Below are 24,723 nucleotides of genomic sequence, written 5' to 3'. Positions count from 1 at the left end.
GTCACCTTCGTCGAAAACTCAAATTTTAAAACCACCAAACTATCAGGCAATCCGCCCGACCATCCGGCAATCTCACCACCCTCAAGCCCGGAGGCTCCGAAGTGGTTCGGGGCTTCTAACCCCTCAAGCAATCACTGTCAAGTGAAAACTTGCAAGAAAATCATTTACTTAGCAAATAATTTTCTCAGTGCTGTAAAACCAAATCTCTTCAGATTTACCGCCGAACAATCAACCAATCTTACAACCGGTCAATCACTCTCAAGGACGAAGCTGTCTGCCGCTAGCAGCGCCGCCGCCCTCGTTGTTCGCCTTATAGGGCAACCAAACTAAAACTGTCAACGGTGTTTTTTAGTTTTCTTGAATGTTTTTTGAAGATTGATCATTTTCTTCATTCTAGCCTGTGCATAAGCCCTGAATGTCGCCTTAAAGAATAGGCCTAGTCGCAGATAATGTGAAACCATGCCTCAACAGCACACTTCTTATACATATAAGGCCATAAAGCAGCCTCATTGCATTATTAGACAACGAGCCGTCATTTATATGGTTGTACGCAACCACTTATTATTGACTTCACACACAGGGATAGGCAAAACTCAAATGACGACAATGTTAGGCTTTGCTTATTTCTCTTCAGCACTACCTGAAAAATGTTGTGAATGTGGACCGTATTGCGATTCTATCGTGAGCGGTTTTGATACTATGAACTCGTGTATCATATAGCCAACTATGGGATACCCTGTATTAATATGACGTCGTATCAACGCGATCAAAAATTTACCGGCGACGAGCCCCCGCTTACAGTGGGTGGTAAACGGCGCCCGCCTGATCGCCGCGATGTCTCTGCACGTTGGCTTGTCGGCACCTTTTTAACTGGCGTTACCTCCTGCACACTCATCGGCGTTGCACTTTTTGCTGCTCTTGATGGTCGCGAACAATTGGCAACGCCCGCTGAATTGCTGGCGCTCGAAGATATCCAGCCGGCCGTCCAACAAGATGTAAGTAAAGGTAATCGCATCGCCAGCGCGATTGCCAAACAAAAACCGCAAGACCGCCGCCGTATGGAAATCTCCACCATGCTGAAGGTAGGCGAGCGTGAAGTGATCAGAACCCGCCCCTTTGAATATGTTAAAATGGCACTGGCGGTGGATCATCCGACAAATCGTAAATATCCGGCATTTAATGCGCTGGAAGTCTTTTCTGAAGGGCCGTCTGCTCCTCAGCCTTCAAATACCGGCCAGATCTACGGCGCTAAAGTGGAAAGTGAAATCAGCCTGCGGGTGGTTGATTTTCCAATGGACGTCAATAATTTTGACACCACAGCAGATCTGTCCGTCGATGATGTAGAAGATATTGTACGTGACACCGGCATTTTGCTCACTGATGGCGACGTACAAGTAGCTTCTCTTCATTATGTTGATCCATTGCGCTTTGGTGCTAATGATTCGCTCTTTTCTTTAAGCCCGGCACTTGGTGTGCGTATCACGCAAGAAAATGTCAGTGTCGCAGCGCGCAATGAAGGGGCTGAACTTGCAGGTGATGGCTTTTCTGAAGAACTGATACCATTCAGAACCGCTGCCAATATCAGTGATGCACTGAACAGTGCCGGCTATACCGATGACAGTGCACCGCAAATGGCGGAAGCCCTGTCCAAATTGATGAATTCGCCGCGCCTGAAAGAAGGCAGCGTTTTGCGTGTCGGTGTTGAAAGCCGCAATGGCGAAGACAGAATTGTTCGCGCCAGCATTTATAGTAACACCACCCATCTGGTGACCGTAACCCTTAATGATAAAGCACAATATGTGCCTTCCGATGAACCGGAAACAACGCCATTACTGGCCAGCGCTTTTGATGGGGAAGTGATTGCGCCGCGTTTACGTGGGGCTATGCCAAGTGTTTATGACGGAATCAGCCGCGCTGCGCTTGCCTATGGAATGACTGATACAATGCGCGCGCAGCTGATTAAAATGCTCGCATCCGATGTGGATTTACAGGGCAAGCTAAGCGCATCTGATCAGTTGGAAGCATTTTTCTCATTGCCGGATGATTCTGATAGCGCGGATGACGATTCGCAGCTTCTTTATGTGTCAGCAAATTTTGGTGGAACCACCCGTAAATTCTACCGATATCAGGCTCCAAACGGCACTGTTGATTATTTCAATGAAAACGGCAAAAGCGCCAAACAGTTTTTATTGCGTAATCCGGTGCCAAACGGTGTCTTCCGCTCACCATTTGGTATGCGCCGTCATCCAATTCTCGGCTATAGCCGAATGCATACGGGCGTTGATTGGGCGGCACCGCGTGGCACACCTATCATTGCATCCGGTAATGGTGTTGTTGAAAAGGCCGGCTGGTCCAATGGTTATGGAAATCAGACGCTCATTCGCCATGCCAATGGCTATGTCAGTAGCTATTCGCACCAAAATGCGATTGCCAATGGTGTAACACCAGGCGCAAAAGTCCGTCAGGGGCAAGTGATTGGTTATGTCGGTTCGACCGGCCTGTCGACCGGCCCTCATCTGCATTATGAGCTGATCGTCAATGGTACGAAAGTTGATCCGCTGCGCATCCGTCTGCCGGATAATAAAGCCTTGAGCGGCAAAGAGCTGGAAGCTTTTGTACGTGAGCGCGAGCGCATTGATAAATTGCTCAATGATCCTAGCGATGGCACCAAACTGGCCGCCAATAATTCGGCTCGCGGTTAAAAGCCTGCAAAGCCGAACCACCAAAGATAAAAAACCGCAGATAATCATTTCTGCGGTTTTTCTTTTTATTCGGTAAATTCGACAGTTACCCCTGCCCCCACCAGTTTGGCCAGCTCCTGCGCATCCCAATTGGTTAAGCGCACACAGCCATGGCTGGAGGTTTTACCGATTTTAGATGGTTCCGGTGTGCCGTGAATACCATAGGTCGGTTTTGACAAAGCAATCCAAACAGTGCCCACCGGCCCGTTTGGCCCCGGTGGAATAGTCAGTACCTTGTTATTGTTGCCCTGTTTAAAATTGATTTTCGGATTATAAGTATAGTTCGGATTAATGGCGATCCGCTCTACCTTCACAATGCCCGAAGGAGATGGATTATCGGAAGAGCCAATGGTTGATGGATAAGCCACCACCAGTTTACCGTTTTCATCATAGCCGCGCACTTGTTTGCGCGCTTTATCGGCAATGATACGGGCAACTTTAGGCTTTTTCACCCGCTTGATATTCGGCACTTTAATTATTGTGCCCGGTTGTCCAAAGTTTACACCCGGATTAATTTCCTTCAAATAAGCTTCATCAATATGAAAGCGTTCGCTCAGCATTTCAGCGTGGGATGTATAGGCCATGCTGGAAAGCCTGGCTTTTTCTGCATAATCCGATGGAATCGACGCGACCAGATTTTGCGCTGCATCTTTTTCGGTAATCATATATTCGGTAAATGCCGCACCACCGGTGGCTTCCAATTCGGCATTGATCGCAGCCTCGTCCTGCGGATTAATAAAACGGCCTGTTAATTCGCCATAAGCAGCCGCCGCCTTATCGACATTGCTGCCAGCACGACCATCAATGACCCCCGGTGATGCGCCAGCACGATCCAGCAAAATTTGATAGGCTGCAATTTTTGCTTTCGCACCCTGCCCTTTTGGCATTTCAACGGCTGGTGTCGAATCATTAATGTCAGGATAACTGCGCTGCTGTTGCTGCATCTGACGATTTTGTTGCTCATAATCAGGAATGCTCGCCTGATCATATGGATCACTGCCAACAGGCGGTAATTCGTTGCGCTCAATCTGTCCGTCACGATTATAAGTATATTCTGGCGCTGAAGGTGCCGCCGGATAATAATTCGGGTCTTCGGGCACATTGCCAAAACCATCATAAGGCGCACCGCCATCAACCGGACCATTCAATGTCCAGTTGCCGCCACCGCGAATCCCACGTCGCCCTCTGGTTTGCTCTTGCTCATAAACAGGCTCAACCGAAATAATACGACCGCGCCTGTCCATGGTCACGCGCTGGCCTTTCGGATCAATATAAACCCTGATCTGGCCATCACTGAAAACCTGCTCTCCCGGATCATAGAGCTGTGCCGAAGCTGGCGCACTCATCCAAAAAGAAGATGTAAAAGATGCCAGAAGTGCCAAATAAGACAGTGAACGGAAATGCGCCATGAAACAACCTTGCAGAGAAAAAGCCTTCACATCAGATGAAGTATTTACGGTTAACAAACATCTAATTTTCAATTTCTTAAGTCATGAAGGTGACCTCAAAATGGCCAAATCAAACATGGTGACAATAAAAAAGCCGGTCAAAACCTGACCGGCTTTTAAAGTTTTCACCATCGATTGACGTCAACCTAAGTGATTACTTATCTTCAGTTACCATTCCGGCCTTCGCCTTGAAATTCAACCGGTCAGAACCGGCTGAAATTTCAACAACCGAACCATCAAGAACATCACCAAGCAGAATTTTCTCTGCCAGCGGATCCTGAACTTCCTTCTGGATAACCCGCTTCAACGGACGTGCACCATAGGCAGGATCATAGCCCTTGTTGGACAACCAATCACGGGCATCATCATCCAGTTCAAGATGAACCTTCCGGTCAGCCAGCAATTTCTGCAGACGTTCAAACTGAATATCGACAATCGCACCCATATCAGCCCGACGCAGACGATGGAACAGTATGATCTCATCCACACGGTTGAGGAATTCCGGACGGAACGAAGCACGCACCACCGACATGACATCCTCGCGGGCGCTGTCGACAGAATCATTTTCGCCCAAATTCACCAGATATTCCGCACCAAGGTTAGACGTCATGATGATCAGCGTATTTCTGAAATCGACAGTGCGTCCCTGACCATCAGTCAGGCGGCCATCATCAAGCACCTGTAACAGTACGTTGAAGACATCCGGATGCGCCTTTTCGATCTCGTCAAACAGAATGACCTGATAAGGACGGCGACGGACAGTTTCCGTCAAAACACCACCTTCTTCATAACCGACATAGCCCGGAGGTGCGCCGATCAGACGGGCAACGGAATGTTTCTCCATAAATTCCGACATATCAATCCGCACCATCGCGGTATCATCAGAAAAGAGGAATGATGCCAATGCCTTGGTCAGCTCGGTTTTACCAACACCGGTGGGTCCTAAGAATATGAAAGAACCAATCGGACGGTTAGGATCCTGCAATCCGGCACGCGCACGACGAACCGCTTTGGAAACCGCCTGCACGGCTTCCGCCTGACCAACCACCCGTTTTCCGATCTCGTCTTCCATACGCAGAAGTTTTTCGCGCTCACCTTCCAGCATGCGGTCAACAGGAATACCCGTCCAGCGGGAAATGATCTGTGCCACATGGTCAGGCGTCACGGTTTCTTCAACCAGGGAACCACGGTTTTCATTGCTTTCAGCATCCGACAACTCTTTTTCAAGCTGCGGGATTGCGCCATAAGCCAATTCACCGGCCTTCTGGAATTCGCCATTACGCTGGGCAATTGCCAAAGCATTACGCGCATCTTCCAGTTTCTTTTTCAGGTCTGCCGCATGGCCGAGCTTTTGCTTTTCCGCCTGCCATTTAGCAGTCAGTTCGGCTGATTCTTCTTCCAGATCACTCAGCTCTTTTTCCAACCGCACAAGACGGTCTTTGGAAGCAGTATCGGTTTCCATCTTTAAAGCTTCGCGTTCGATTTTCAGCTGCATGGCGCGGCGGTCAATCTCATCAAGCTCTTCCGGTTTCGAATCGACCTGCATTCTGAGACGCGATGCTGCCTCATCCACAAGGTCGATCGCTTTATCCGGCAGAAAGCGGTCAGTGATATAACGGTTAGACAATGTGGCAGCGGCCACCAGTGCTGAGTCAGAAACCCGCACTTTATGATGCTGCTCATATTTTTCCTTCAAACCGCGCAGGATCGAAATCGTATCTTCAACTGTTGGTTCATTGATGAAAACCGGCTGGAAACGACGGGCAAGCGCTGCGTCCTTTTCCACATATTTGCGGTATTCATCGAGAGTCGTTGCACCAACGCAACGCAATTCACCACGGGCAAGAGCAGGTTTAAGCAGGTTTGATGCATCCATCGCACCATCGCTTTTACCGGCGCCAACAAGGGTGTGCATTTCATCAATGAACAAGATGATCTGGCCATCTGCGCTCTGCACTTCCGACAAAACCGCTTTCAGACGCTCTTCAAATTCACCGCGATATTTTGCACCCGCAATCAACGCGCCCATATCAAGCGCCATCAATTGCTTATCTTTAAGGGATTCCGGCACGTCACCATTAACGATACGCAGAGCCAGGCCTTCGGCTATCGCGGTTTTACCCACGCCCGGCTCACCAATCAGCACCGGATTGTTTTTGGTACGGCGCGACAAAACCTGAATAGCACGGCGGATTTCTTCATCACGACCGATCACCGGATCAAGCTTGCCGTCACGTGCATCTTCCGTCAGATCACGCGCATATTTTTTCAAAGCATCATAATTGCCTTCTGCGGATGCAGAATCAGCTGTGCGACCCTTACGCATATCGTTGATCACCTTATTCAGAGCTGTGGCCGTCACACCGGCTTTGCTTAAAATTTCAGAACTTTTGGCAGATTTTTCAATCGCAAGTGCCGTCAGAAGACGTTCAACCGTCACGAAACTATCACCAGCCTTGGTGGCCAGTTCTTCGGCAGTGGAAAACACTTTTGCGAGAGGTTGTGACAGATAAAGCTGATCATTGCCGCCGGTCACTTTCGGCACAGCATTTAAAGCTGCATCCAGACCGGAGCGCAATTGCGCAAGATTACCGCCCGCACGTTCAATCAGCGTTGCAGCCAAACCTTCATTATCATCGACCAATACTTTCAGCATATGCTCCGGCATAAATTGCTGATTATTGGCATTTAATGCATAGGTTTGTGCAGACTGAATAAAACCGCGAACACGTTCGGTATATTTTTCAATATTCATAAATGTCTCCTTCATCCGCTTCGGCCTGTAACAGCGCCGTACGGTCTTTGGTGACGAGCCCCCAGATGAGGCGGGCTCCATCTGGTTATGATATGGGATGAGTTTATGCGTTCGGCAAGAAGGCTGCAAATATTCTGTAATAAAAAAGGCGCGAAAGTTAAACTCTCGCGCCTTTGATTGATTATAAAGCTAAAATTTAAGCTTCTGAAGTTTCTTTGACCGGATCCGCATCCTCTGCTTTGACGCGGCGCGGACGACCCGGACGGCGACGGACCGGTTCCTCACCATCACTTTCCGCGACAGCTTCAACAGGCTTGGCGCGTGGTGTGCGCGGCTTAGCAGGCGCAGCCTTTTTAACCGGCTTTTCTTCCGCTTCCACAGCAACTGCAACCGGCTCAACAACTGGTTCTGCTTTTACAGCAACCGGTTGTTCCTGAGCAACTTCAACAGCTTTGACAACCGTCTGTTCTTTTACTTCCGGCTGCTCGGCGCCTTCAGCAAAATGCGTGACAGGCTGTGGTGCATCCGGGGCAACAGGATTGCTGTGCTGTTCGAAGCGCGACGGACGGCGCGGACGCTGAATGCGGCGCTGATCACGATCTCTGCCATTATTATCACGGCCTTGATTGTCGCGGTTCTGGTTGTCACGGTTATAATCGCGGTTCTGGCTGCGTTGTTCGTTAGCCCGCTGTTCATGAGAACGTGCATTGCCGCCATTATCTTCATCATAAACGACTTCAGCCGGAGTGCCTTCAATGAAAGGCTGCGGACCGCTACCATTTACTTCCTGCGACGAGGAACCATTATGGCCGTTATTCGATGATGTGGCGGCAAAGCTCTGCTCTTCATCATCGCTGGCTTCGTCATCAAAATTTTCATCCCGCTGGAAATGCTGCGGATTTTGTGCCTGCGCCTGCAAAATAATGCGGGTATAATGTTCCGCATGCTGCAGGTAGTTTTCAGCCATCACGCGATCACCGGAAACCTGAGCATCTCTTGCCAGAGTTGCATATTTCTCTGCGATATGCTGTGCATTGCCCCGGATTTTCACGTCCGGACCGTTGCTTTCATAATTACGCGTCAGAGGATTGGGACCCTTACGGTTATTGTTGTTCCCCCGTCCACGCATGCGCCTGTTCTGCTGTGCTGGCCTCATACTCATATCTCTTTTCAGATTAAGGGCGCTTAAGACCTGCGCGATCAAAAAGATCAACGGGTCTCGCAGTTTGAGCTACAGAAGGGAGTGCACCCTAATATCCCAGTCTGTGTAATGCTCTGAATGTGGTACGTACCGTTTAAAACTTAACCGGCCTGTTTTCAGACCCCGTTTTCCAGACCTCTAGCGGTCTTGCACTTTGCGGTGCAGTCAAAAACCAAAATTTCGGACGGTGACCGGAACCTAAACAGATTTTGCGGAAATTCCAAGCGTTTTTATTGATTGCCTGTCAATTATCTGCATCATTTCGCTTTTTTTAAGCTTTTTCAAAAAGCAGCGCCCGTTCATGTCCGCCGAGATCTTTACTGATTTGCGTAAGCTTGAAATCATATTGATTAAAAATCTTTTCCACGTCAGGCAACTGACCTGCACCGATTTCAATGGCGATCACACCCTCATCATATAAGTGATTTGCAGCGTGCTTCGCAAGAGAGCGATAAAAATCCAGTCCGTCTTCGCCGCCATCCAACGCGGCCATAGGATCATGTTCGCGAACTTCGCGTGAAAGTGCGGCAATTTCATGATGCGGTATATAAGGCGGGTTTGATGTAATCACATCATAGCGCCCGCTCACATTAGCAAACCAATCACTGTGTAGTGCGGCAAGGCGTGAAGACACGCCGGCATTTTCAGCATTAATACGCGCGGTGCTCAAAGCATCTTGCGCTATATCCACTGCCACGCAACGCGCCTTCGCACATTGATGCAGCAATGTGATAGCAATGATCCCCGTGCCGGTGCCCAAGTCCAGCACGTCCACCACTTGGCTTGCATGCGCTTTCTGCTCCACAACCGGCAGCACCAATTCGATCAAAGCTTCGGTATCAGGGCGCGGCTCCAGCGTATCCTTCGAAAGCTGGAACTCCAGCCCCCAGAAAGCACGCGCGCCTATGATGCGATGCACCGGCTCACCGCTCAAACGACGCTCCAAAGCAGCTTGCCAAAGCGCCACTTTATCCGCATCAACGATTTGATCTGGCCGGCTGATCATATCCATGCGCGACGTGGCACTTGCCCATTCGGTTAAAAACCGCGCATCAATGGCCGGATTTTCAATTCCGGCTGCCATAAAAGCATCGCGCATCTGCGCAAACATCTGTCCCAGCTGCATTTGATGGACGTTCTTCATTCACCAAGCTCAGTCAGGAGCGCGGCCTGATGATCAGAAATCAGCGCATCCACCAATTCGTCCAACTCGCCCTCCATCACCCGATCAAGCTTATAAAGCGTCAGGTTGATGCGGTGATCGGTAACGCGTCCCTGCGGAAAGTTGTAGGTGCGGATACGTTCAGATCGGTCCCCTGAACCCACCTGACTGCGGCGCGCTTCGGAACGTTCGCTCTCCGCCTTTTGCCGTTCCATATCATAAAGACGGGCACGCAAAATCTGCATCGCACGGGCACGGTTCTGGTGCTGCGATTTTTCCGCCTGCACCACCATCAAGCCGGTTGGAATATGGGTGATACGCACTGCAGAGTCGGTAGTATTGACGTGCTGTCCACCAGCACCCGACGCACGCATTGTATCAATGCGGATGTCTTCATTGCGGATTTCAATATCAATATCTGCCGCTTCCGGCAGCACTGCAACCGTTGCAGCAGAGGTGTGAATACGCCCGCCCGCTTCAGTTTCCGGCACACGCTGCACGCGATGCGCACCGGATTCAAATTTCAGTTTCGAAAACACGCCCTTGCCCGAAACAGTCGCGATAATTTCTTTATAGCCACCGGCATCGCCTTCGCTGGAACTCACCAGCTCCACACGCCAGCCTTTTTCCGATGCGTAACGCTCATACATACGGAACAAATCACCGGCAAAAAGTGCCGCTTCCAAACCGCCGGTTCCGGCACGGATTTCCAAAATCGCGTTTTTCTCGTCGGCTGCATCTTTTGGCAATAGCAGGATTTGCACTTCCTGCTCCAAAACACCTACGCGCTCCTGAAGGGCTGGTAATTCTTCTGCCGCCAGCGCACGCATATCCGCATCCGTGCCGGCATCTTCCTTCATCAGGCTCAGCTCCTGCACTTCTTCACGCGCTGAGGCCAGTTCACGAATTTTGCCTACCACTTCTTCCAGTTCCGAATATTCGGATGCCAGCTTCACATAGGTTTCCGAATCCGGATTGGAAGCCATCTGGCTTTCAATCAACGAAAAACGTTTCAGAAGCTGGTCCATACGGTCCTGCGGCAATGCGATCATAAGTTAAGTCCGATACAAAAATATTGAAAATTGGCGGTCAAAACCCGCCTTTTTTTGAGCCAAATGGCAAAAATAAACGAAAACGCGTGGGAAAGCTTACAGCCTGGCTACAACGGAATATCGTTATCGTGCGCAAAGTTCAGTAACAATTCACGCAAAGAATGCGCAACATTATGCTTATCCAGCTCGCCTTGCAAAAGCGTGTTGAGCTTGCTGGCATCCAATGCACCAAGCATGGCTTTCACCGGCCCGATGGTTGCGGCCGACATCGAAATCGAGCGGAAACCAAGTCCGATCAATGTCATCGCCATCAATGGACGCCCAGCCATTTCACCACACAAAGTGACCGGCGTATCATGGCGCAGGCTTGATTCCACAATATGGCGCAATACACGCAAAAATGCTGGTGACAACTGGTCGAAACGATCGGCAATCAGCGAATTACCGCGATCTACCGCCATTAAAAATTGGAACAAATCATTGGAACCAACCGAGACAAAATCAACGGATTCCATCAGTTCGTCTATCTGCCAGAGCAGTGAGGGCACTTCAATCATCGCCCCAAGCTTGACAACTTTTGGCAGCAGATGATCAAAGCGTGACAGATGCCGTATTTCACGCTCGATAATTTCGCGTGCCGCTTTCACTTCCGCCACTTCCGTCACCATTGGCAGCATCATGCGCAACTCGCGCCCGCCGGAAGCTTTTAAAAGTGCGCGCAACTGGGTGCGGAAAAGCCCCGGACGATCAAGCGTCAAACGGATGGCTCGCCAACCCATTGCCGGATTTTCTTCCTGACCGGTCGAACGGAAATATGGCAATACTTTATCGCCGCCAATATCAAGCGTACGAAAGGTTACCGGCTTGTCACCTGCGGCTTCCAGCACCGAGCGATAAAGCCGCTCCTGCTGTTCAGCACGCGGGAAAGTCGAGGCGATCATGAATTGCAATTCAGTGCGGAAAAGCCCGATACCGACAGCGCCGGATGCTTCCAATTGCGGCAGATCAACGAGCAAACCACCGTTCATGTAAAGCGATATATTTTCGCCGTCCAAAGTGATGGCAGGTTTGTCGCGCAATTCCTGATAAAGCTTTTGACGGCGCGCACGAAAGCGCACTTTTTCAGCATAGGCTGCTTCCACATCCGATTGCGGGCGCAAATGAACAATACCGGAATCGCCATCAACAATGATCGCATCATTATTTTCAGCCATCGAGACAACGCCTTTGGCTTGCCCGACAACCGGAATACCCATGGCGCGCGCCACAATAACCACATGGCTGGTAGCCGCACCATCTTCCAGCACCACCCCGCGCAAACGCTCACGCGGATAATCAAGAAGTTCAGCAGCACCCATTGAGCGCGCCACAATAATGGCATCCTTGACCATGCTTTCAGCTATGGTCTTGGCATCATGTCCCATCAGCTGGCGCAGCAAACGATTAGCCAGATCATCAAAATCCGACAGGCGCTCCCGAATATACGGATCGGTCAGATGCATCATGCGGGCGCGCGTGTCGCTCTGCACTTTTTCAACGGCTGCTTCTGCGGTCAGGCCATTATGGATCGCCTCTTCCAGACGGCGCTCCCAGCCGCGATCATGCGCAAACATCCGGTAAGCTTCCAGCACCTCACGGTGCTCACCTTCGGTTGCCACTTCACGACGTGATAACATATCATCAATGGAAAGACGCAACGAACCTATCGCGTCTTCCAGACGCTTGATTTCTGCTTCGCTGTCTTCGTTGAAAAGATTATTGACGACAATGCGCGGCTCATGCAGCACCACATGGCCAAGCCCGACACCATCATTATAGCCGCCGGCGGTAAAACTCATGGAGCGGCCGAGATCAAGCTCGATGCCGGCACGCGCCAAACGGGTGCCATCACCGGTGGCGATGATTTCCGCCAGCACCATTGCCGTGGTTTCAAGCGCTTCCACTTCGTCTTCACGATAAGCGCGCTTGGTACGATTTTGCACAACAAGAACGCCAAGTGTGCGACCAGCCCGCAAAACAGGCACACCAAGGAATGAATTATAAGCTTCTTCGCCGGTTTCCGGCAGATAAGCAAACGCCGGATGGCTTTGAGCGTCGGTCAGATTAAGTGCGCGCGCTGTGGCGGCAATCGTGCCAACCAGACCTTGCCCCAGACGCAACTGCGCCAGATGCACAGCCTGCGGATTAAGACCAACTGTTGCGTAAAGCTCCAGCACACCATCCGTGCGCAGAACATAGAAGGAGCAAACTTCCGCGACCATATTTTTCGCGATTTCGTTCACAATGCGATCAAGACGCACCTGTGGCTCCAACGCCTCCGCCATTAATTCGCGAAGTCGCTTGAGCAATACACGGGGACCGGTCGTCAGCTCACGCATAGGCGATCGAATGCTCCTTTAATGGTTCATGGCGGCATTAGCCTTTTGCAAGGCGGCCAAATCACGAACCAGACAAGATAATGTCGACGTCTTACTATGCAAGTAACACGTCGACAATCCTTTTGGGCATTTTTTAAGCCGCGCGTCTAGAGTCTAAAACGCGGCTTAGAGGAACAAAAGTGTTTTTTCTTATTTATCCAGACCATAAACACCATGCAGAGTGCGAACTGCCAGTTCTGCATAAGGGCCATCAATCAAAATAGAAATTTTGATTTCAGAGGTGGTGATTGCACGGATATTGATGCCTTTTTCAGCCAAAGCACGGAAAGCTGTCGCTGCAACACCAGCGTGAGAGCGCATACCGATACCGATGACCGAAATTTTCGCCAGACCTGATTCTGACTGAACAGCATCACAGCCCACTTCACCCTTGACCTTTTCAAGCGCTTTAACCGCTTTTTCCAGATCACCGGACGGAACGGTGAATGTCATATCTGTTTTGGTACCATCTTCAGATACGTTCTGAACGATCATATCGACATTGATACGCTCTTCCGCCAGAGGGCCGAAAATAGCTGCCGACACACCTGGCCGGTCAGCAACACGGCGCAATGAAATCTGAGCTTCATCCTTGGCAAAAGCGATACCGGTCACAACCTGCTGTTCCACGATTTCTTCCTCGTCGCAAATAAGTGTTCCGGGAGGGTTGATAGGATCATCCATGCCCGGCGCATTAGGATCCGTAAAACTTGAACGTACAAAGGTACGAACCTTATGTACCATAGCCAGTTCGACCGAGCGAACCTGCAAAACCTTGGCACCAAGAGAAGCCATTTCCAGCATTTCTTCAAAAGAAATCTTTGAAAGACGCTTCGCTTTTGGTTCCACGCGCGGATCGGTCGTGTAAACGCCATCCACATCGGTATAAATATCGCAGCGGTCTGCCTTCACAGCGGCCGCAATCGCCACCGCCGATGTATCCGAACCACCGCGGCCAAGTGTTGCAATGCGGTTATCAGGGCCAATCCCCTGAAAGCCTGCAATCACTGCAACCTGTCCTTCGCCGAAACGTTCGATCAGGAATGAACCGTCAATATCAACGATACGGGCCGCACCATGGGAATTATCGGTACGGATCGGGATCTGCCAGCCCTGCCACGAGCGGGCGTGTACGCCCATACCCTGCAAGCAAATAGCCAGTAAGCCTGCGGTAACCTGCTCACCGGAGGCAACCACTGCATCATATTCACGGGCATCATGCATTGCGGAAGCTTCACGCGTCCATGAAACCAGCTCATTGGTTTTTCCGGCCATCGCCGAAACAACAACAGCCACTTCATTGCCTGCGTCTACTTCACGTTTAACATGTCGTGCCACATTACGGATGCGGTCGATGTCGGCTACTGAAGTGCCGCCGAATTTCATCACGATGCGCGCCATGGTATGGATACGTCCCGAATTCTGAAAATTTCACCTGAGCCTGCTGAAACATTATTTTGTTGCTCAGCAGACAATCCGCGGGTGACATACCTAAATTGTGAGCAATCCGCAAGGTTCTCAAGTGATTTCTTGCTTGACTTTCTTTTTCTGCCGTTCAAGTCCATGATGGAAAGCCATGGAGACGATTATGAGCGAAACATCACGCACCACAATTGACGCTGCTGAAATTGAGCACTTCTCGCGAATCGCAGCCCAATGGTGGGACCCGCAGGGCAAATTCCGCCCGCTGCATAAGTTCAATCCGACACGGCTTGCCTATATTAAAGAAATGGCCTGCGCCCATTTTAACCGTGATCCGATGCTGGCACGCCCGTTGGAGGGTTTGCGCATTCTTGATATTGGCTGCGGCGGCGGCTTGCTTTGCGAGCCAATGGCAAAACTGGGCGCAACCGTTATTGGTGCCGATGCTTCAGAAACCAATATTGAAGTAGCCAAAATTCACGCGCAACAAAGCGGTGTGGATGTTGACTACCGCGCCACAACTGCCGAAGCGCTGGCCGAGGCCGGCGAAAAATTTGATATCGTGCTTAATATGGAAGTGGTTGAACATGTTTCCGATGTCGATCTCTTCATGTCTGCCACCAGCGAAATGGTAAAACCTGGCGGCATCATGTTTGTCGCCACCATCAATCGTACCTTAAAAGCGCTTGGTCTCGCGATTTGGGGTGCGGAATATATCCTGCGCTGGTTGCCTCGCGGCACACACCAATATGAAAAGCTGGTGCGCCCGGGTGAACTTGAAACAGCGCTCAGCAAAGCCGGTTTGCAAGTGACTGACAAACTCGGTGTTACTTACAACCCGCTGACTGACAGCTGGAGCCGCTCCCGCGATCTGGATGTCAATTATATGTTGCTGGCCAAACGCCCTGATGCATAACGAAGCATGAGGCTTATTTTGCACGTTGTGCCTTGGTGGTAAAGAAAACCCCCAAGGCTATGACCAGCGCTCCGAACCATGTCAGCATCTGATAATGCTCCCCCATAAAGAGCGTGCCTGAAATCAGCCCGATGGCAGCCGCGACATAGCCCATCTGGCTCAAATAAACCGGCCCGCCAACGATTTGCAGCTGGAAATAGAGCGTAAACATCAAAGCCGATACGGCTGCCTGAATAATCACCATCCAAGGTGCGGCCATCAACTGGCCGATTGGGAAGCTGCCTTCCACAAACAGCATGCTGACAATCAGTAAAAGTGCTGCGGCCAGATGTGAGCCACAGGCAAGCTCGACCGGATCGGCATTTTGCGGCCAGTCAATGGTGCGGTACACATTGCCAACAGCCAGAACCACCGGAATAAGCAGTGCCACAATGAGCCATAAAGGCTCGGCAACAGAGCCGGTCTCACCACGGGTGATTGCCACCAGAAGCGCACCTAAGAAACCAACCGCAATGCCGGTAATGCCTAAATAATTCGGGCGTTTTAAGCCGCATACAACCGAGAGCAATAATGTGGTGACCGGCGATAGTGTGTACATAATACCGGTAAAGCCAGCGCCCAAATGCGGAATAACCGTTAAGACCATCACATTCGGCAAAGCATAAGAAACGGCGGCAGCAATAAAATAATAGCGCAGATGATGCGCGGTAAAGTTTAAAAAGCGCGCTTTTGCCAGCAAAAATCCCAGCAAGATCAGCCCTGCCCCTGCCGAAATAACAAAGGCCCACATGAAAGGTGAAATATGCAACGAAGCAGCGATTTTACCAAAAGGCAAAGTCAGCCCCAGCATGGCACCGGTTGCAACCAATAAAAATAAGGCTGACTGCATTAACTGATTCATTGAGGTCAACCTTATATTTACCTGATCGCTTATGTATTTTGACTGCGCCTTTTAACTGAAATCATTACAGCACTTAAATCTTCTGAAAAGCCTGTTGGTCACTTTAATTTGATAAAACAGCGCACAAGATAATTTTCTTACAAAACCACCGGCCAGCCACACAGCTCAAAATCTATATTTTGAAATAAAATTACGTTTAAGCCATTTCTCAGGCGTTTTTTGAGCTTAAAAAAACCTTCAAGAATACGAATATTTCCGATTGACGCATTTTGTATCCAGGATGTAGTATCCAAAAACCAAGGATATGACACTAATCTCAGGAGGGGGAGAGCTATTGTCAGCTTTTGAATGGCGTGGCCAAACCCGCTTGCTCGATGAAGTTGCAGAAACACTGCGAGAGCGTATTTATGCGGGCGACTACGCACCCGGCACCATTTTACGCCAAGAGCATATCGCAACAGAATTCGGCATCAGCCGCACGCCTCTGCGTGAAGCTTTACGCGTGCTTGAGCGGGACGGTCTTGTCGTGCATCAGGCAGGCAAAGGCGCGCGCGTTGCCAGTGCTGACCTTCCCCGTCTGCTTGATGCTTACGCATTGCGTGAAGTGATTGACGGTGTTGCTGCCCGCTTTGCCGCAGAACGCGCCACCTCTGAGACGATCGACACCTTACAAAGACTGATTGAAGAACAGGCTGCGACGGTCGCTCCATGGGATCCTAAAGCCTATACCCAATCCAATGTCGATTTTCACATGGTGATCATGGATGCGAGCGGCAATTCTTCGCTTCATGCATTCATTCCGCTTTTGCGCATGACCTCGCAGGTTTTCGCACCTGCATTTTCCTTATCAACTGATCGCGCGCCGCATGCGGTTTCCGAGCACAGGCTGATTCTTGATGCCATTGCCGCCCGCGATGGTGATGCCGCTGAAAATCTCGCCCGCTCACATATCCGTGCCACATCTGCAAGACTACGGGCCGAACGGCCTGATCTGGAGTTTAAGAATGTCTAATAACAACAGTCTTCCCCGTTACGGCAACTTCATTAACAATAACTGGCAGGATGCCGTTTCCGGTGAAGTTCTGACACTTAAAAACCCGTCAGACGGCAGTGATCTGGCATTGATTGCCCGTGGCACTCAGTCCGATATTGATCTGGCCGTTGCAAGTGCGCGCAAAGCGCTCAGCGGCGAATGGGGCAAGATGACAGCAACCGAACGCGGTCGCGTTCTGCATCGCATGTCGGAAGCTGTGTTGAAAAAGATTGATCTTTTGGCAGAACTCGAAGCCAAAGATGTCGGCAAACCAATCACACAGGCTCGTGCCGATGTGGTGGCTCTGGCGCGTTATCTGGAATTTTACGGCGCATCTGCCGATAAAGTTCATGGCGACACACTGCCATATCAAAATGGTTTCACCGTGCTTTCCGTTTACGAACCGCTTGGCGTTACCGGTCATATTATTCCGTGGAACTATCCGATGCAGATCATCGGTCGTTCACTGGGTGCAGCTTTGGCCATGGGTAATGCTGCCGTGGTTAAGCCTGCTGAAGAAGCATGCCTCACCATTTTAGAATTTGGCCGTATTGCTCAGGAAGCAGGTCTTCCGGCAGGTGCACTCAATATCGTGACCGGCCTTGGTCTGGAAGCAGGTGCTGCCCTTTCCGGCCATGCTGGCATCAATCATATTTCCTTCACCGGCTCGCTTCGCACAGGTGAAGCTGTGCAGGCAGCAGCAGCCAAACATGCCGTACCTGTTACGCTGGAACTGGGCGGAAAATCCCCGCAAATCGTCTTTGCCGACGCCGATCTGGAACGCGCATTACCGTTTCTCGTCAATGCCGGTATTCAAAACGCCGGACAGACCTGCTCGGCTTCTTCACGTATTTTGGTGCAGCGCGCAGTTTACGAAACTGTTGTCGCGCAAATGGCTGAACGCTACCGTGCGCTTAAAGTCGGCTCAGCTCTCAGCGATCCGTCTGTCGGCCCTGTCGTTTCCGATCGCCAGAAAGCAATCGTCGACGGTTTTATTGAACTTGCACAAAAAGACGGCCTCACCATTGCGGCTCAAGGTCAGATGGCCGACGGCACTCCTGAAAACGGTGCCTATGTGCTGCCAACACTGGTGCGTGATGTACCGGCCGATCATCCATTGGCACAGCAGGAAATCTTCGGGCCCGTACAGGTCATCATGCCGTTTGACACCGAAGAAGAAGCAATTGCCCTCGCCAATGGCACCGACTTTGGCCTCGTTTGCGGTATCTGGACTAATGACGGTGCCCGTCAGCTGCGCATGGCACATGCTGTGCAGTCCGGTCAGGTTTTCATCAATAATTATGGTGCCGGTGGCGGTGTGGAACTGCCTTTCGGTGGCGTAAAGCGTTCCGGTCATGGCCGCGAAAAAGGTTTCGAAGCCCTTTATGGTTTCGCCAGCCTGAAAACCATTTCGCTCTATCACGGCTAATTATTTATATAGAATTCGAGGAGAAGAGATTATGTCTCTTGAAAATAAAATCGCCCTGATCACTGGTGCGGGTTCTGGTTTTGGTGAAGGCATGGCCAAGCGCTTTGCTGAAGGCGGCGCTAAGGTTGCTGTTGTTGACCGTGACGAAGCAGGTGCGAAACGTGTTGCCGCAGAAATCGGTGCCAATGCCATTGCTATTGCCGCTGATATTGCCAAAGAAGCCGATGTTAACGCGGCCATTGCTGCGACAATCGAAAAATTCGGCCGTATCGATATTCTCATCAACAATGCCGGTATTGGCCATAAGCCGCAAAATGCCGAATTGGTAGAACCAGACGAGTTTGACCGTATCATCGGTGTGAATATCCGCGGCATCTATCTGGCCGTGCGTGCCATTACGCCTCACTTCAAGGAAAATGGCGAAGGTGTCATTCTCAATATCGCTTCGACTGGCGCCAACCGTCCGCGTCCAAATCTTGCATGGTATAATGCCACCAAGGGCTGGGTTGTCAGCGCCACTAAAGCACTGGCGATTGAACTGGCGGCCTTTAACATCCGCGTTAATGCACTCAATCCTGTTGCCGGTGAAACACCGCTTCTAACCACCTTTATGGGTGAAGACACAGAAGAAATTCGTGCTAAATTCCGCGCATCCATTCCGCTTGGCCGTCTGCTCAAGCCGGAAGATCTGGCCGAGGCTGCGGCATATCTGTGCTCACCACAGGCTAGCATGATCACCGGTGTTGCTTTAGATGTTGACGGCGGACGTTCGATTTAATTCTGCTGCCTAAAACAACGATTATAAGGGAGGGTATAATGAACAAGAAACTATTTGCCGGTTTGGTCTCCGCGGCCATGCTGGCATCCATCAACGGCGCTTTCGCCAAAGATCATCTGGTGGTGGGCGAGGTGCTTGAGCCTCCGGGTCTCGATCCGACAGCCAATGCTGCATCCGCCATCCGCCGCGTGACTTATGCCAACCTTTATGAAGGTCTGGTACGCATTGCAGAAGATGGCTCTGTGCAGCCAGCCTTGGCTGAAAGCTGGACCATTTCACCGGACAATCTAACCTACACGTTCAAGCTGCGTGAAGGCGTGAAGTTCCATGACGGCGAAGCTTTTGATTGCTCTATCGTCAAGTTCTCCTATGAACGTGCGGTGGCCGAAGATTCAACCAATGCCCAAAAAGGCTTGTTTGAACCAATCGCATCAACCGAATGCCCTGATCCTGCCACCGCAGTGGTTACACTTAAACGTCCGGCCTCGAACTTCCTGTTTGGTATGGGCTGGGGCGACGCGGTGATGATCGGCAAGCAATCGGCTGAAAACAACAAGACCAATCCGGTTGGTACAGGTCCTTTCAAATTCAAACGCTGGGTACAAGGTGACCGCGTTGAAATTGAAAAGAACGCTGATTACTGGGGCACTCCTGCAAAGCTTGAAGGCGTCACCTTCCGTTTTGTCAGTGATCCGTCTGCGGCAGCTGCTGCCGTAATGGCTGGTGACATTGATCTCTTTGCAGAGTTTCAGGCACCGGAACTGCTTAACCGCTTCAAGAGCGACGAAAACCTGCATGTAGAAGTGGGCAGCACCGCTGGTAAAGTTGTGATGTCACTCAACAATGAGCGCGCACCATTTGACAATGTCAAATTCCGTCAGGCATTGGCTCATGCAATTGATCGCGATGCATTTATCGATGCTGTATCATCGGGTTATGGCACCGCCATTGGTTCCCATTCCACACCGGCAGAGCCAGGTTACATCGACCTGACCGATGTCTATCCATATGATATTGCCAAGGCAAAAGAGCTGCTTAAAGAAGCAGGTGTTGCGGAAGGCACAAGCTTTACCATCACCTTGCCGCCTCCGGCTTATTCGCGCCGCGGTGGTGAAATCATTGCAGCCATGCTCGCCGAAATCGGCTTGCAGGTTAATCTGGTTCCGATGGAATTTGCCCAGTGGCTCGATCAGGTTTTCAAACGTGCGGATTATGAAGCGACCATTATCGGCCACACAGAAGCACGCGACCTCGATATTTACGCCCGCGATAAATACTACTTCAACTATAAAAATCCGGAATATAGCGCTCTCTACAAGACCTATACGGAAACAACAGACGAAGCCAAACAGCTGGAGTTGTTAGGCCAGTTGCAGCGTAAACTCGCGGAAGACGAGCCAAATGTGTTCCTCTATGCACTGCCGAAAATCGGTGTCTGGAACAAGAAAGTACAAGGCGTCTGGAAAAATCTGCCATTGCCGGCAAATGACCTGACTGCCGCTTACTGGGCTGATTAAAAGCATTTCCAGCAAAAGTGTAAAACGGTTTTGCGTCGGATAATGCGATAAAACAAAAACTTAGAGCATAGTAAAAATTATCCCTCCCGCCTTTTAAAATACAAAGGCGGGAGGGGTTAAGAAACGGGAGACAAAATTTGCTGAGTTATATTTCTGGACGTTTTGTCTCATTAATACTCACGACCCTTGCTGCCTCAGTGATCGTTTTTTTGCTGATGCAGGTTTTGCCGGGCGATCCGGCAGCCGTTATGCTTGGCATTAATGCGCAGCCTGAAACACTGGCCGCGCTGCAAAAGCAACTTGGCCTCGATGCGCCTTTATGGTCGCGTTATCTCACATGGATTTCCGGTTTTGTTGTCGGCGATTTTGGCGTCAGCTACACTTATTCCGTGCCGATCAGCGAATTATTGGGCCCGCGTATTCTGGTCACATTGCCGCTCGCCGTTCTGGCCATGAGCATTTCCGTGATTCTAGCTATTCCGCTCGGTGTTATCGCTGCCTCTAAGCGCGGCAAGGCTTTTGATGTCGCCGGTATGGGCGTTGCACAAGTGGGCGTGGCTATTCCTAACTTCTGGCTCGGCCTGTTGCTGATTTTGCTCTTTGCTTTGCAGCTTGGCTGGTTTCCGGCTTCCGGCTTTGGTGGCTGGGAAGATGGTTTATGGAAGGGTTTACGCTCGCTGATTTTGCCTGCTGTTGCACTGGCATTGCCGCTTGCTGCCATTCTGGCGCGCGTCACCCGATCGGCGGTCATTGAAACCTTGGGCGAAGATTTCATTCGTACGGCACGCGCCAAAGGACTGACACGCAGTCACGCTCTTTGGAAACACGCCGTTCCCAATGCGCTGATCCCTGTTGTCACCATCATCGGCTTGCAGTTTTCATTTCTTCTGGCAGGTACCATCATTATCGAGAATGTTTTCAATCTGCCGGGCGTTGGCCGGTTGATTTTCCAATCCATCGCGCAGCGCGATCTCATCACCGTACAATCTCTGGTCACGCTTTTGGCGGCCAGTGTGATTACCGTCAACTTTCTGGTTGATCTGGCTTACGGCTTCCTTGATCCACGTCTTTCGACAGGAGGTCACTGATGAGCGACGTGACCGTAAACCAATCCAAAATCAGCAAAGTACTTTCCGGCATTAGCTTAAGCCGCAGCCTGATGATCGGCTGTATCGTCACCGGCCTGCTGATTGCAATGGCACTGATTTCTTATGTCTGGACGCCGTTTTCACCAACCGGCCTCAACATTAAAGACAAGTTGCAAGGGCCAAGCAGTGTCCATTGGTTCGGCACCGATGCCTTTGGCCGCGATGTCTTTTCGATGATTATGGTGGGAGCGCGTAATTCCATTGCTGTTTCCATCATTGCCGTTGCGGTAGGTGCCGGTATCGGTATTCCGCTCGGCTCTTATGCAGCCGCACGCGGCGGCATGATCGATGGTTTCGTTATGCGTTCAACCGATCTGGCCTTTGCGTTTCCGTCTCTGTTAACTGCCGTTATCATCACCGCCATTTTTGGCCCTGGTGCAGTTAATGCGATGATTGCTATCGGTATTTTCAACATTCCGGTTTTTGCGCGTGTTACGCGCGGCGCTTCATTGGGCTTATGGAAGCGTGAATATGTCATGGCAGCACGCTGCGCAGGACGCGGCGATATTGCCATTACGCTTGATCACGTTTTACCCAATATCGGCCATGTGCTGATTGTGCAGGCAACCATTCAGTTTGCGCTCGCGATCGTCGCGGAAGCCGGACTTTCTTATGTCGGCCTTGGCACACAACCGCCGATGCCGAGCTGGGGCAAAATGCTGAATGATGCCCAGACTTATATTTACGATGCGCCGTGGCTTGCGATTTTTCCCGGCCTTGCCATTACATTTGCGGTTCTCGGCCTCAATATGCTTGGTGACGGCTTGCGCGATACGCTTGATCCGCGCGTCAGGAGGCAAAGATGAGCCTGCTCGAAATCAACCAGATGAATGTGAGCCTGCCTATCGGTTCACGTCAGGTCAATATTCTCACCGACATTACCATGACGCTCAATCGCGGCGACCGTTTAGGCATCGTTGGCGAAAGTGGCTCCGGCAAATCCATCACCGCTTTGGCAGTGATGGGCTTGCTGCCCGACCGGATGCAGGTCAACGGCACCTTGCGCTTTGACGGGCAAGACCTCACCACTATGTCGGAAAATGAGCGCTGCACGATGCGTGGTCGCCGTGCTGCCATGATTTTCCAAGAGCCGATGACTGCGCTTAATCCGGTCAAAACCATTGGTTCGCAAATCACTGAAGGCCGCCGCCTCCATTTGGGCGAAAACCGCGCAGACGCAGAAGCCAAAGCCCGCCGGTTGCTTGACCGTGTTGGTCTGCCGGGCCCGCGTTTCAGCCTTGATCTTTATCCGCATCAGCTTTCCGGTGGTCAGCGCCAACGCGTAATGATTGCGATGGCGATTGCCTGTGAACCGGATTTGTTGATTGCCGACGAGCCGACAACTGCACTGGATGTGACCGTTCAGGCACAAATTCTCGATCTGCTTGATGATCTGGTTGATGAAACCGGCACTGCTTTGATGCTGATTACCCATGACCTGGGTGTGGTGTCTGAAATGACCGACAAGCTCGCCGTGATGTATGCCGGACGGATTGTTGAAACCGGTGACACGCAAGAAGTGTTCAAGCGCATGGCGCATCCTTATGCGCGTGGTCTTTTTGCAGCCTCACCGCATGGTGCGGCTTTAACCACCAAAGATGGCAGCCGCAGCCGTCAGCGTCTGGCCGCTATTCCGGGTGTGGTGCCTGATCCGTTACATCGCAAACAAAACTGCACTTTTGCCGATCGCTGCTCATTTGTTGAAGCGAAATGCCGCGAAAGCGTGCCACCATTATTAGCATTCAACGGCTCCGATGAAGCAACGGCTTCTGTTGCCCATAAAGTTGCATGTTTTTTCCCACGTGAAGATGAGGTCGTGGCATGAGTAAACCACTGCTTCAGGTCAAAGATGTCGTACGCGAATATCCGATGCCGCGCCATTCGATCTTTTCTGCACCTAAACATTTACGCGTTTTGCACGGCGTCAGCATTGAGCTGAACCCGCGTGAAAGCTTAGGCATTGTCGGTGAAAGCGGCTCCGGCAAATCCACCCTTGCCCGTGCTGTGATGGGGTTGGAACCACCACAATCAGGTCAGGTGATCATTCAGGATCAGGATATTTATGCGCTTGATCGCACTGCCATGCGCCAAGCACGCAAGCAGTTTCAAGCGATTTTCCAAGACCCTTATGGTTCGCTTGATCCGCGCCACACTGTACAGCGCATTATTTCAGAGCCGATCAATTCGCTGGAAGGCAATATCTCAGCCACTGAACGCAAAGCCCGTGTGCAAGAGGTTCTGGAGGCCGTTGGTCTGCCTCCTGCATCAGCGGACAAATATCCGCATGAATTTTCCGGTGGCCAGCGCCAGCGTATCGCGATTGCGCGTGCGCTTATTACCCGCCCTGCCCTGATCGTGGCCGATGAGCCGGTTTCCGCGCTCGACGTTTCCATTCAGGCGCAAGTGCTCAATCTGATGATGGATTTGCAGGATAAATTCGGCCTGTCTTATCTCTTCATCAGCCATGATTTGGGCGTTGTGCGGGTGATTACTGACCGCGTTGCCGTGATGCATCTGGGGCGTATTGTCGAAGAAGGCCCGACCAATACGGTCTTTGACAATCCGCGCCATCCTTATACGCAGGCGCTTGTTAATGCCGTGCCGAAGCCGTTTTCAGGACGGCGCAAAAGATCGAAGCCAGCAGGTGAGCATGTGGTTGCCGTTCACACCGAATCTACCGGTCAGGGATGCGCTTATGCGCCAGCCTGCCCGATGGCTCAGGCGATCTGCCTGCAACAAGCCCCGACACAAAAAACAATCCAGCAAGGCTGGTATGCCCGCTGCCATTTTGCCTGACATTTAC

At 51.1% G+C, this 24,723-nt stretch carries 19 protein-coding genes; 11 read left to right on the top strand and 8 right to left on the bottom strand.

Annotated features, from left to right (window positions below; translation table 11 throughout):
* Together FHS77_RS16105 and FHS77_RS07255 are read left to right on the top strand one after the other, a co-directional pair.
* On the top strand, positions 1–330 hold a 330-nt coding region (locus FHS77_RS16105; RefSeq protein ID WP_210307053.1), incomplete at its 5' end, for a hypothetical protein.
* A 416-nt stretch (positions 331–746) separates the two neighbouring features.
* Positions 747–2,702, top strand: a complete 1,956-nt coding sequence (locus tag FHS77_RS07255) for a M23 family metallopeptidase (protein WP_184221800.1) — start codon at positions 747–749, stop codon at positions 2,700–2,702.
* A gap of 65 nt (positions 2,703–2,767) precedes the next feature.
* On the opposite strand, the gene FHS77_RS07250 is transcribed toward FHS77_RS07255, so the two are convergent.
* The 7 genes from FHS77_RS07250 to FHS77_RS07220 all read right to left on the bottom strand — a co-directional run bounded on the left by FHS77_RS07250 (position 2,768) and on the right by FHS77_RS07220 (position 14,177).
* A complete protein-coding gene (locus FHS77_RS07250; RefSeq protein ID WP_425498147.1) occupies positions 2,768–4,087 on the bottom strand; it encodes a L,D-transpeptidase in 1,320 nt (439 codons plus the stop codon).
* A gap of 256 nt (positions 4,088–4,343) precedes the next feature.
* On the bottom strand, positions 4,344–6,944 hold the full coding sequence (gene clpB, locus FHS77_RS07245) for an ATP-dependent chaperone ClpB (RefSeq protein ID WP_184221796.1): 2,601 nt from the start codon (positions 6,942–6,944) through the stop codon (positions 4,344–4,346).
* Positions 6,945–7,140: 196 nt separating this feature from the next.
* On the bottom strand, positions 7,141–8,100 hold the full coding sequence (locus FHS77_RS07240) for a DUF4167 domain-containing protein (RefSeq protein ID WP_184221794.1): 960 nt from the start codon (positions 8,098–8,100) through the stop codon (positions 7,141–7,143).
* A 316-nt stretch (positions 8,101–8,416) separates the two neighbouring features.
* Positions 8,417–9,289 (bottom strand): peptide chain release factor N(5)-glutamine methyltransferase, encoded by an 873-nt coding sequence (gene prmC / locus FHS77_RS07235; protein WP_246431256.1) that lies wholly within the window; start codon positions 9,287–9,289, stop codon positions 8,417–8,419.
* Positions 9,286–10,359 carry a peptide chain release factor 1 gene (gene prfA, locus FHS77_RS07230; RefSeq protein ID WP_184221792.1) on the bottom strand — a complete coding sequence of 358 codons (1,074 nt, stop codon included), beginning with the start codon at positions 10,357–10,359 and terminating at the stop codon, positions 9,286–9,288. The genes prmC and prfA overlap by 4 nt, the downstream gene beginning before the upstream one ends.
* A gap of 107 nt (positions 10,360–10,466) precedes the next feature.
* Positions 10,467–12,737 carry a phosphoenolpyruvate--protein phosphotransferase gene (gene ptsP, locus FHS77_RS07225; protein ID WP_184221790.1) on the bottom strand — a complete coding sequence of 757 codons (2,271 nt, stop codon included), beginning with the start codon at positions 12,735–12,737 and terminating at the stop codon, positions 10,467–10,469.
* 189 nt (positions 12,738–12,926) lie between these two features.
* On the bottom strand, positions 12,927–14,177 hold the full coding sequence (locus FHS77_RS07220; RefSeq protein WP_184221788.1) for an aspartate kinase: 1,251 nt from the start codon (positions 14,175–14,177) through the stop codon (positions 12,927–12,929).
* A 187-nt stretch (positions 14,178–14,364) separates the two neighbouring features.
* Here FHS77_RS07220 and ubiG point away from each other — a divergent pair, with 187 nt between their 5' ends.
* Positions 14,365–15,114, top strand: a complete 750-nt coding sequence (ubiG, locus tag FHS77_RS07215; RefSeq protein WP_184221786.1) for a bifunctional 2-polyprenyl-6-hydroxyphenol methylase/3-demethylubiquinol 3-O-methyltransferase UbiG — start codon at positions 14,365–14,367, stop codon at positions 15,112–15,114.
* Positions 15,115–15,127: 13 nt separating this feature from the next.
* On the opposite strand, the gene FHS77_RS07210 is transcribed toward ubiG, so the two are convergent.
* Positions 15,128–16,015, bottom strand: coding sequence for a DMT family transporter (locus FHS77_RS07210; RefSeq protein WP_246431255.1), 888 nt, complete (start codon positions 16,013–16,015; stop codon positions 15,128–15,130).
* Positions 16,016–16,349: 334 nt separating this feature from the next.
* Between FHS77_RS07210 and FHS77_RS07205 the strand changes: the two genes are divergently transcribed.
* The 8 genes from FHS77_RS07205 (at position 16,350) to FHS77_RS07170 (ending at position 24,716) form a co-directional block, all read left to right on the top strand.
* A complete protein-coding gene (locus tag FHS77_RS07205) occupies positions 16,350–17,027 on the top strand; it encodes a GntR family transcriptional regulator (RefSeq protein ID WP_184221784.1) in 678 nt (225 codons plus the stop codon).
* Positions 17,020–18,477, top strand: coding sequence for an aldehyde dehydrogenase family protein (locus tag FHS77_RS07200; protein WP_184221783.1), 1,458 nt, complete (start codon positions 17,020–17,022; stop codon positions 18,475–18,477). Before FHS77_RS07205 ends, FHS77_RS07200 begins: the two co-directional genes overlap by 8 nt.
* Before the next feature lie 31 nt (positions 18,478–18,508).
* Positions 18,509–19,255, top strand: a complete 747-nt coding sequence (locus tag FHS77_RS07195) for a glucose 1-dehydrogenase (protein WP_184221780.1) — start codon at positions 18,509–18,511, stop codon at positions 19,253–19,255.
* 38 nt (positions 19,256–19,293) lie between these two features.
* Positions 19,294–20,772, top strand: a complete 1,479-nt coding sequence (locus FHS77_RS07190; RefSeq protein WP_184221778.1) for an ABC transporter substrate-binding protein — start codon at positions 19,294–19,296, stop codon at positions 20,770–20,772.
* Between the two features lie 137 nt (positions 20,773–20,909).
* Positions 20,910–21,860, top strand: a complete 951-nt coding sequence (locus tag FHS77_RS07185; RefSeq protein WP_184221776.1) for an ABC transporter permease — start codon at positions 20,910–20,912, stop codon at positions 21,858–21,860.
* Positions 21,860–22,726, top strand: coding sequence for an ABC transporter permease (locus FHS77_RS07180; RefSeq protein ID WP_184221774.1), 867 nt, complete (start codon positions 21,860–21,862; stop codon positions 22,724–22,726). The genes FHS77_RS07185 and FHS77_RS07180 overlap by 1 nt, the downstream gene beginning before the upstream one ends.
* Positions 22,723–23,745 (top strand): ABC transporter ATP-binding protein, encoded by a 1,023-nt coding sequence (locus FHS77_RS07175; protein ID WP_184221772.1) that lies wholly within the window; start codon positions 22,723–22,725, stop codon positions 23,743–23,745. The genes FHS77_RS07180 and FHS77_RS07175 overlap by 4 nt, the downstream gene beginning before the upstream one ends.
* The gene (locus tag FHS77_RS07170; protein WP_184221770.1) at positions 23,742–24,716 is read left to right on the top strand and encodes an ABC transporter ATP-binding protein; all 975 of its coding nucleotides are present in this window, start codon (positions 23,742–23,744) and stop codon (positions 24,714–24,716) included. The genes FHS77_RS07175 and FHS77_RS07170 overlap by 4 nt, the downstream gene beginning before the upstream one ends.
* Positions 24,717–24,723 lie beyond the last annotated feature (7 nt).

Origin of the sequence: Paenochrobactrum gallinarii (assembly GCF_014205685.1) — a bacterium.
In the GTDB taxonomy this organism is placed as follows: Bacteria; Pseudomonadota; Alphaproteobacteria; order Rhizobiales; family Rhizobiaceae; genus Paenochrobactrum; species Paenochrobactrum gallinarii.
This window is presented reverse-complemented; position numbering and strand designations above follow the sequence as displayed.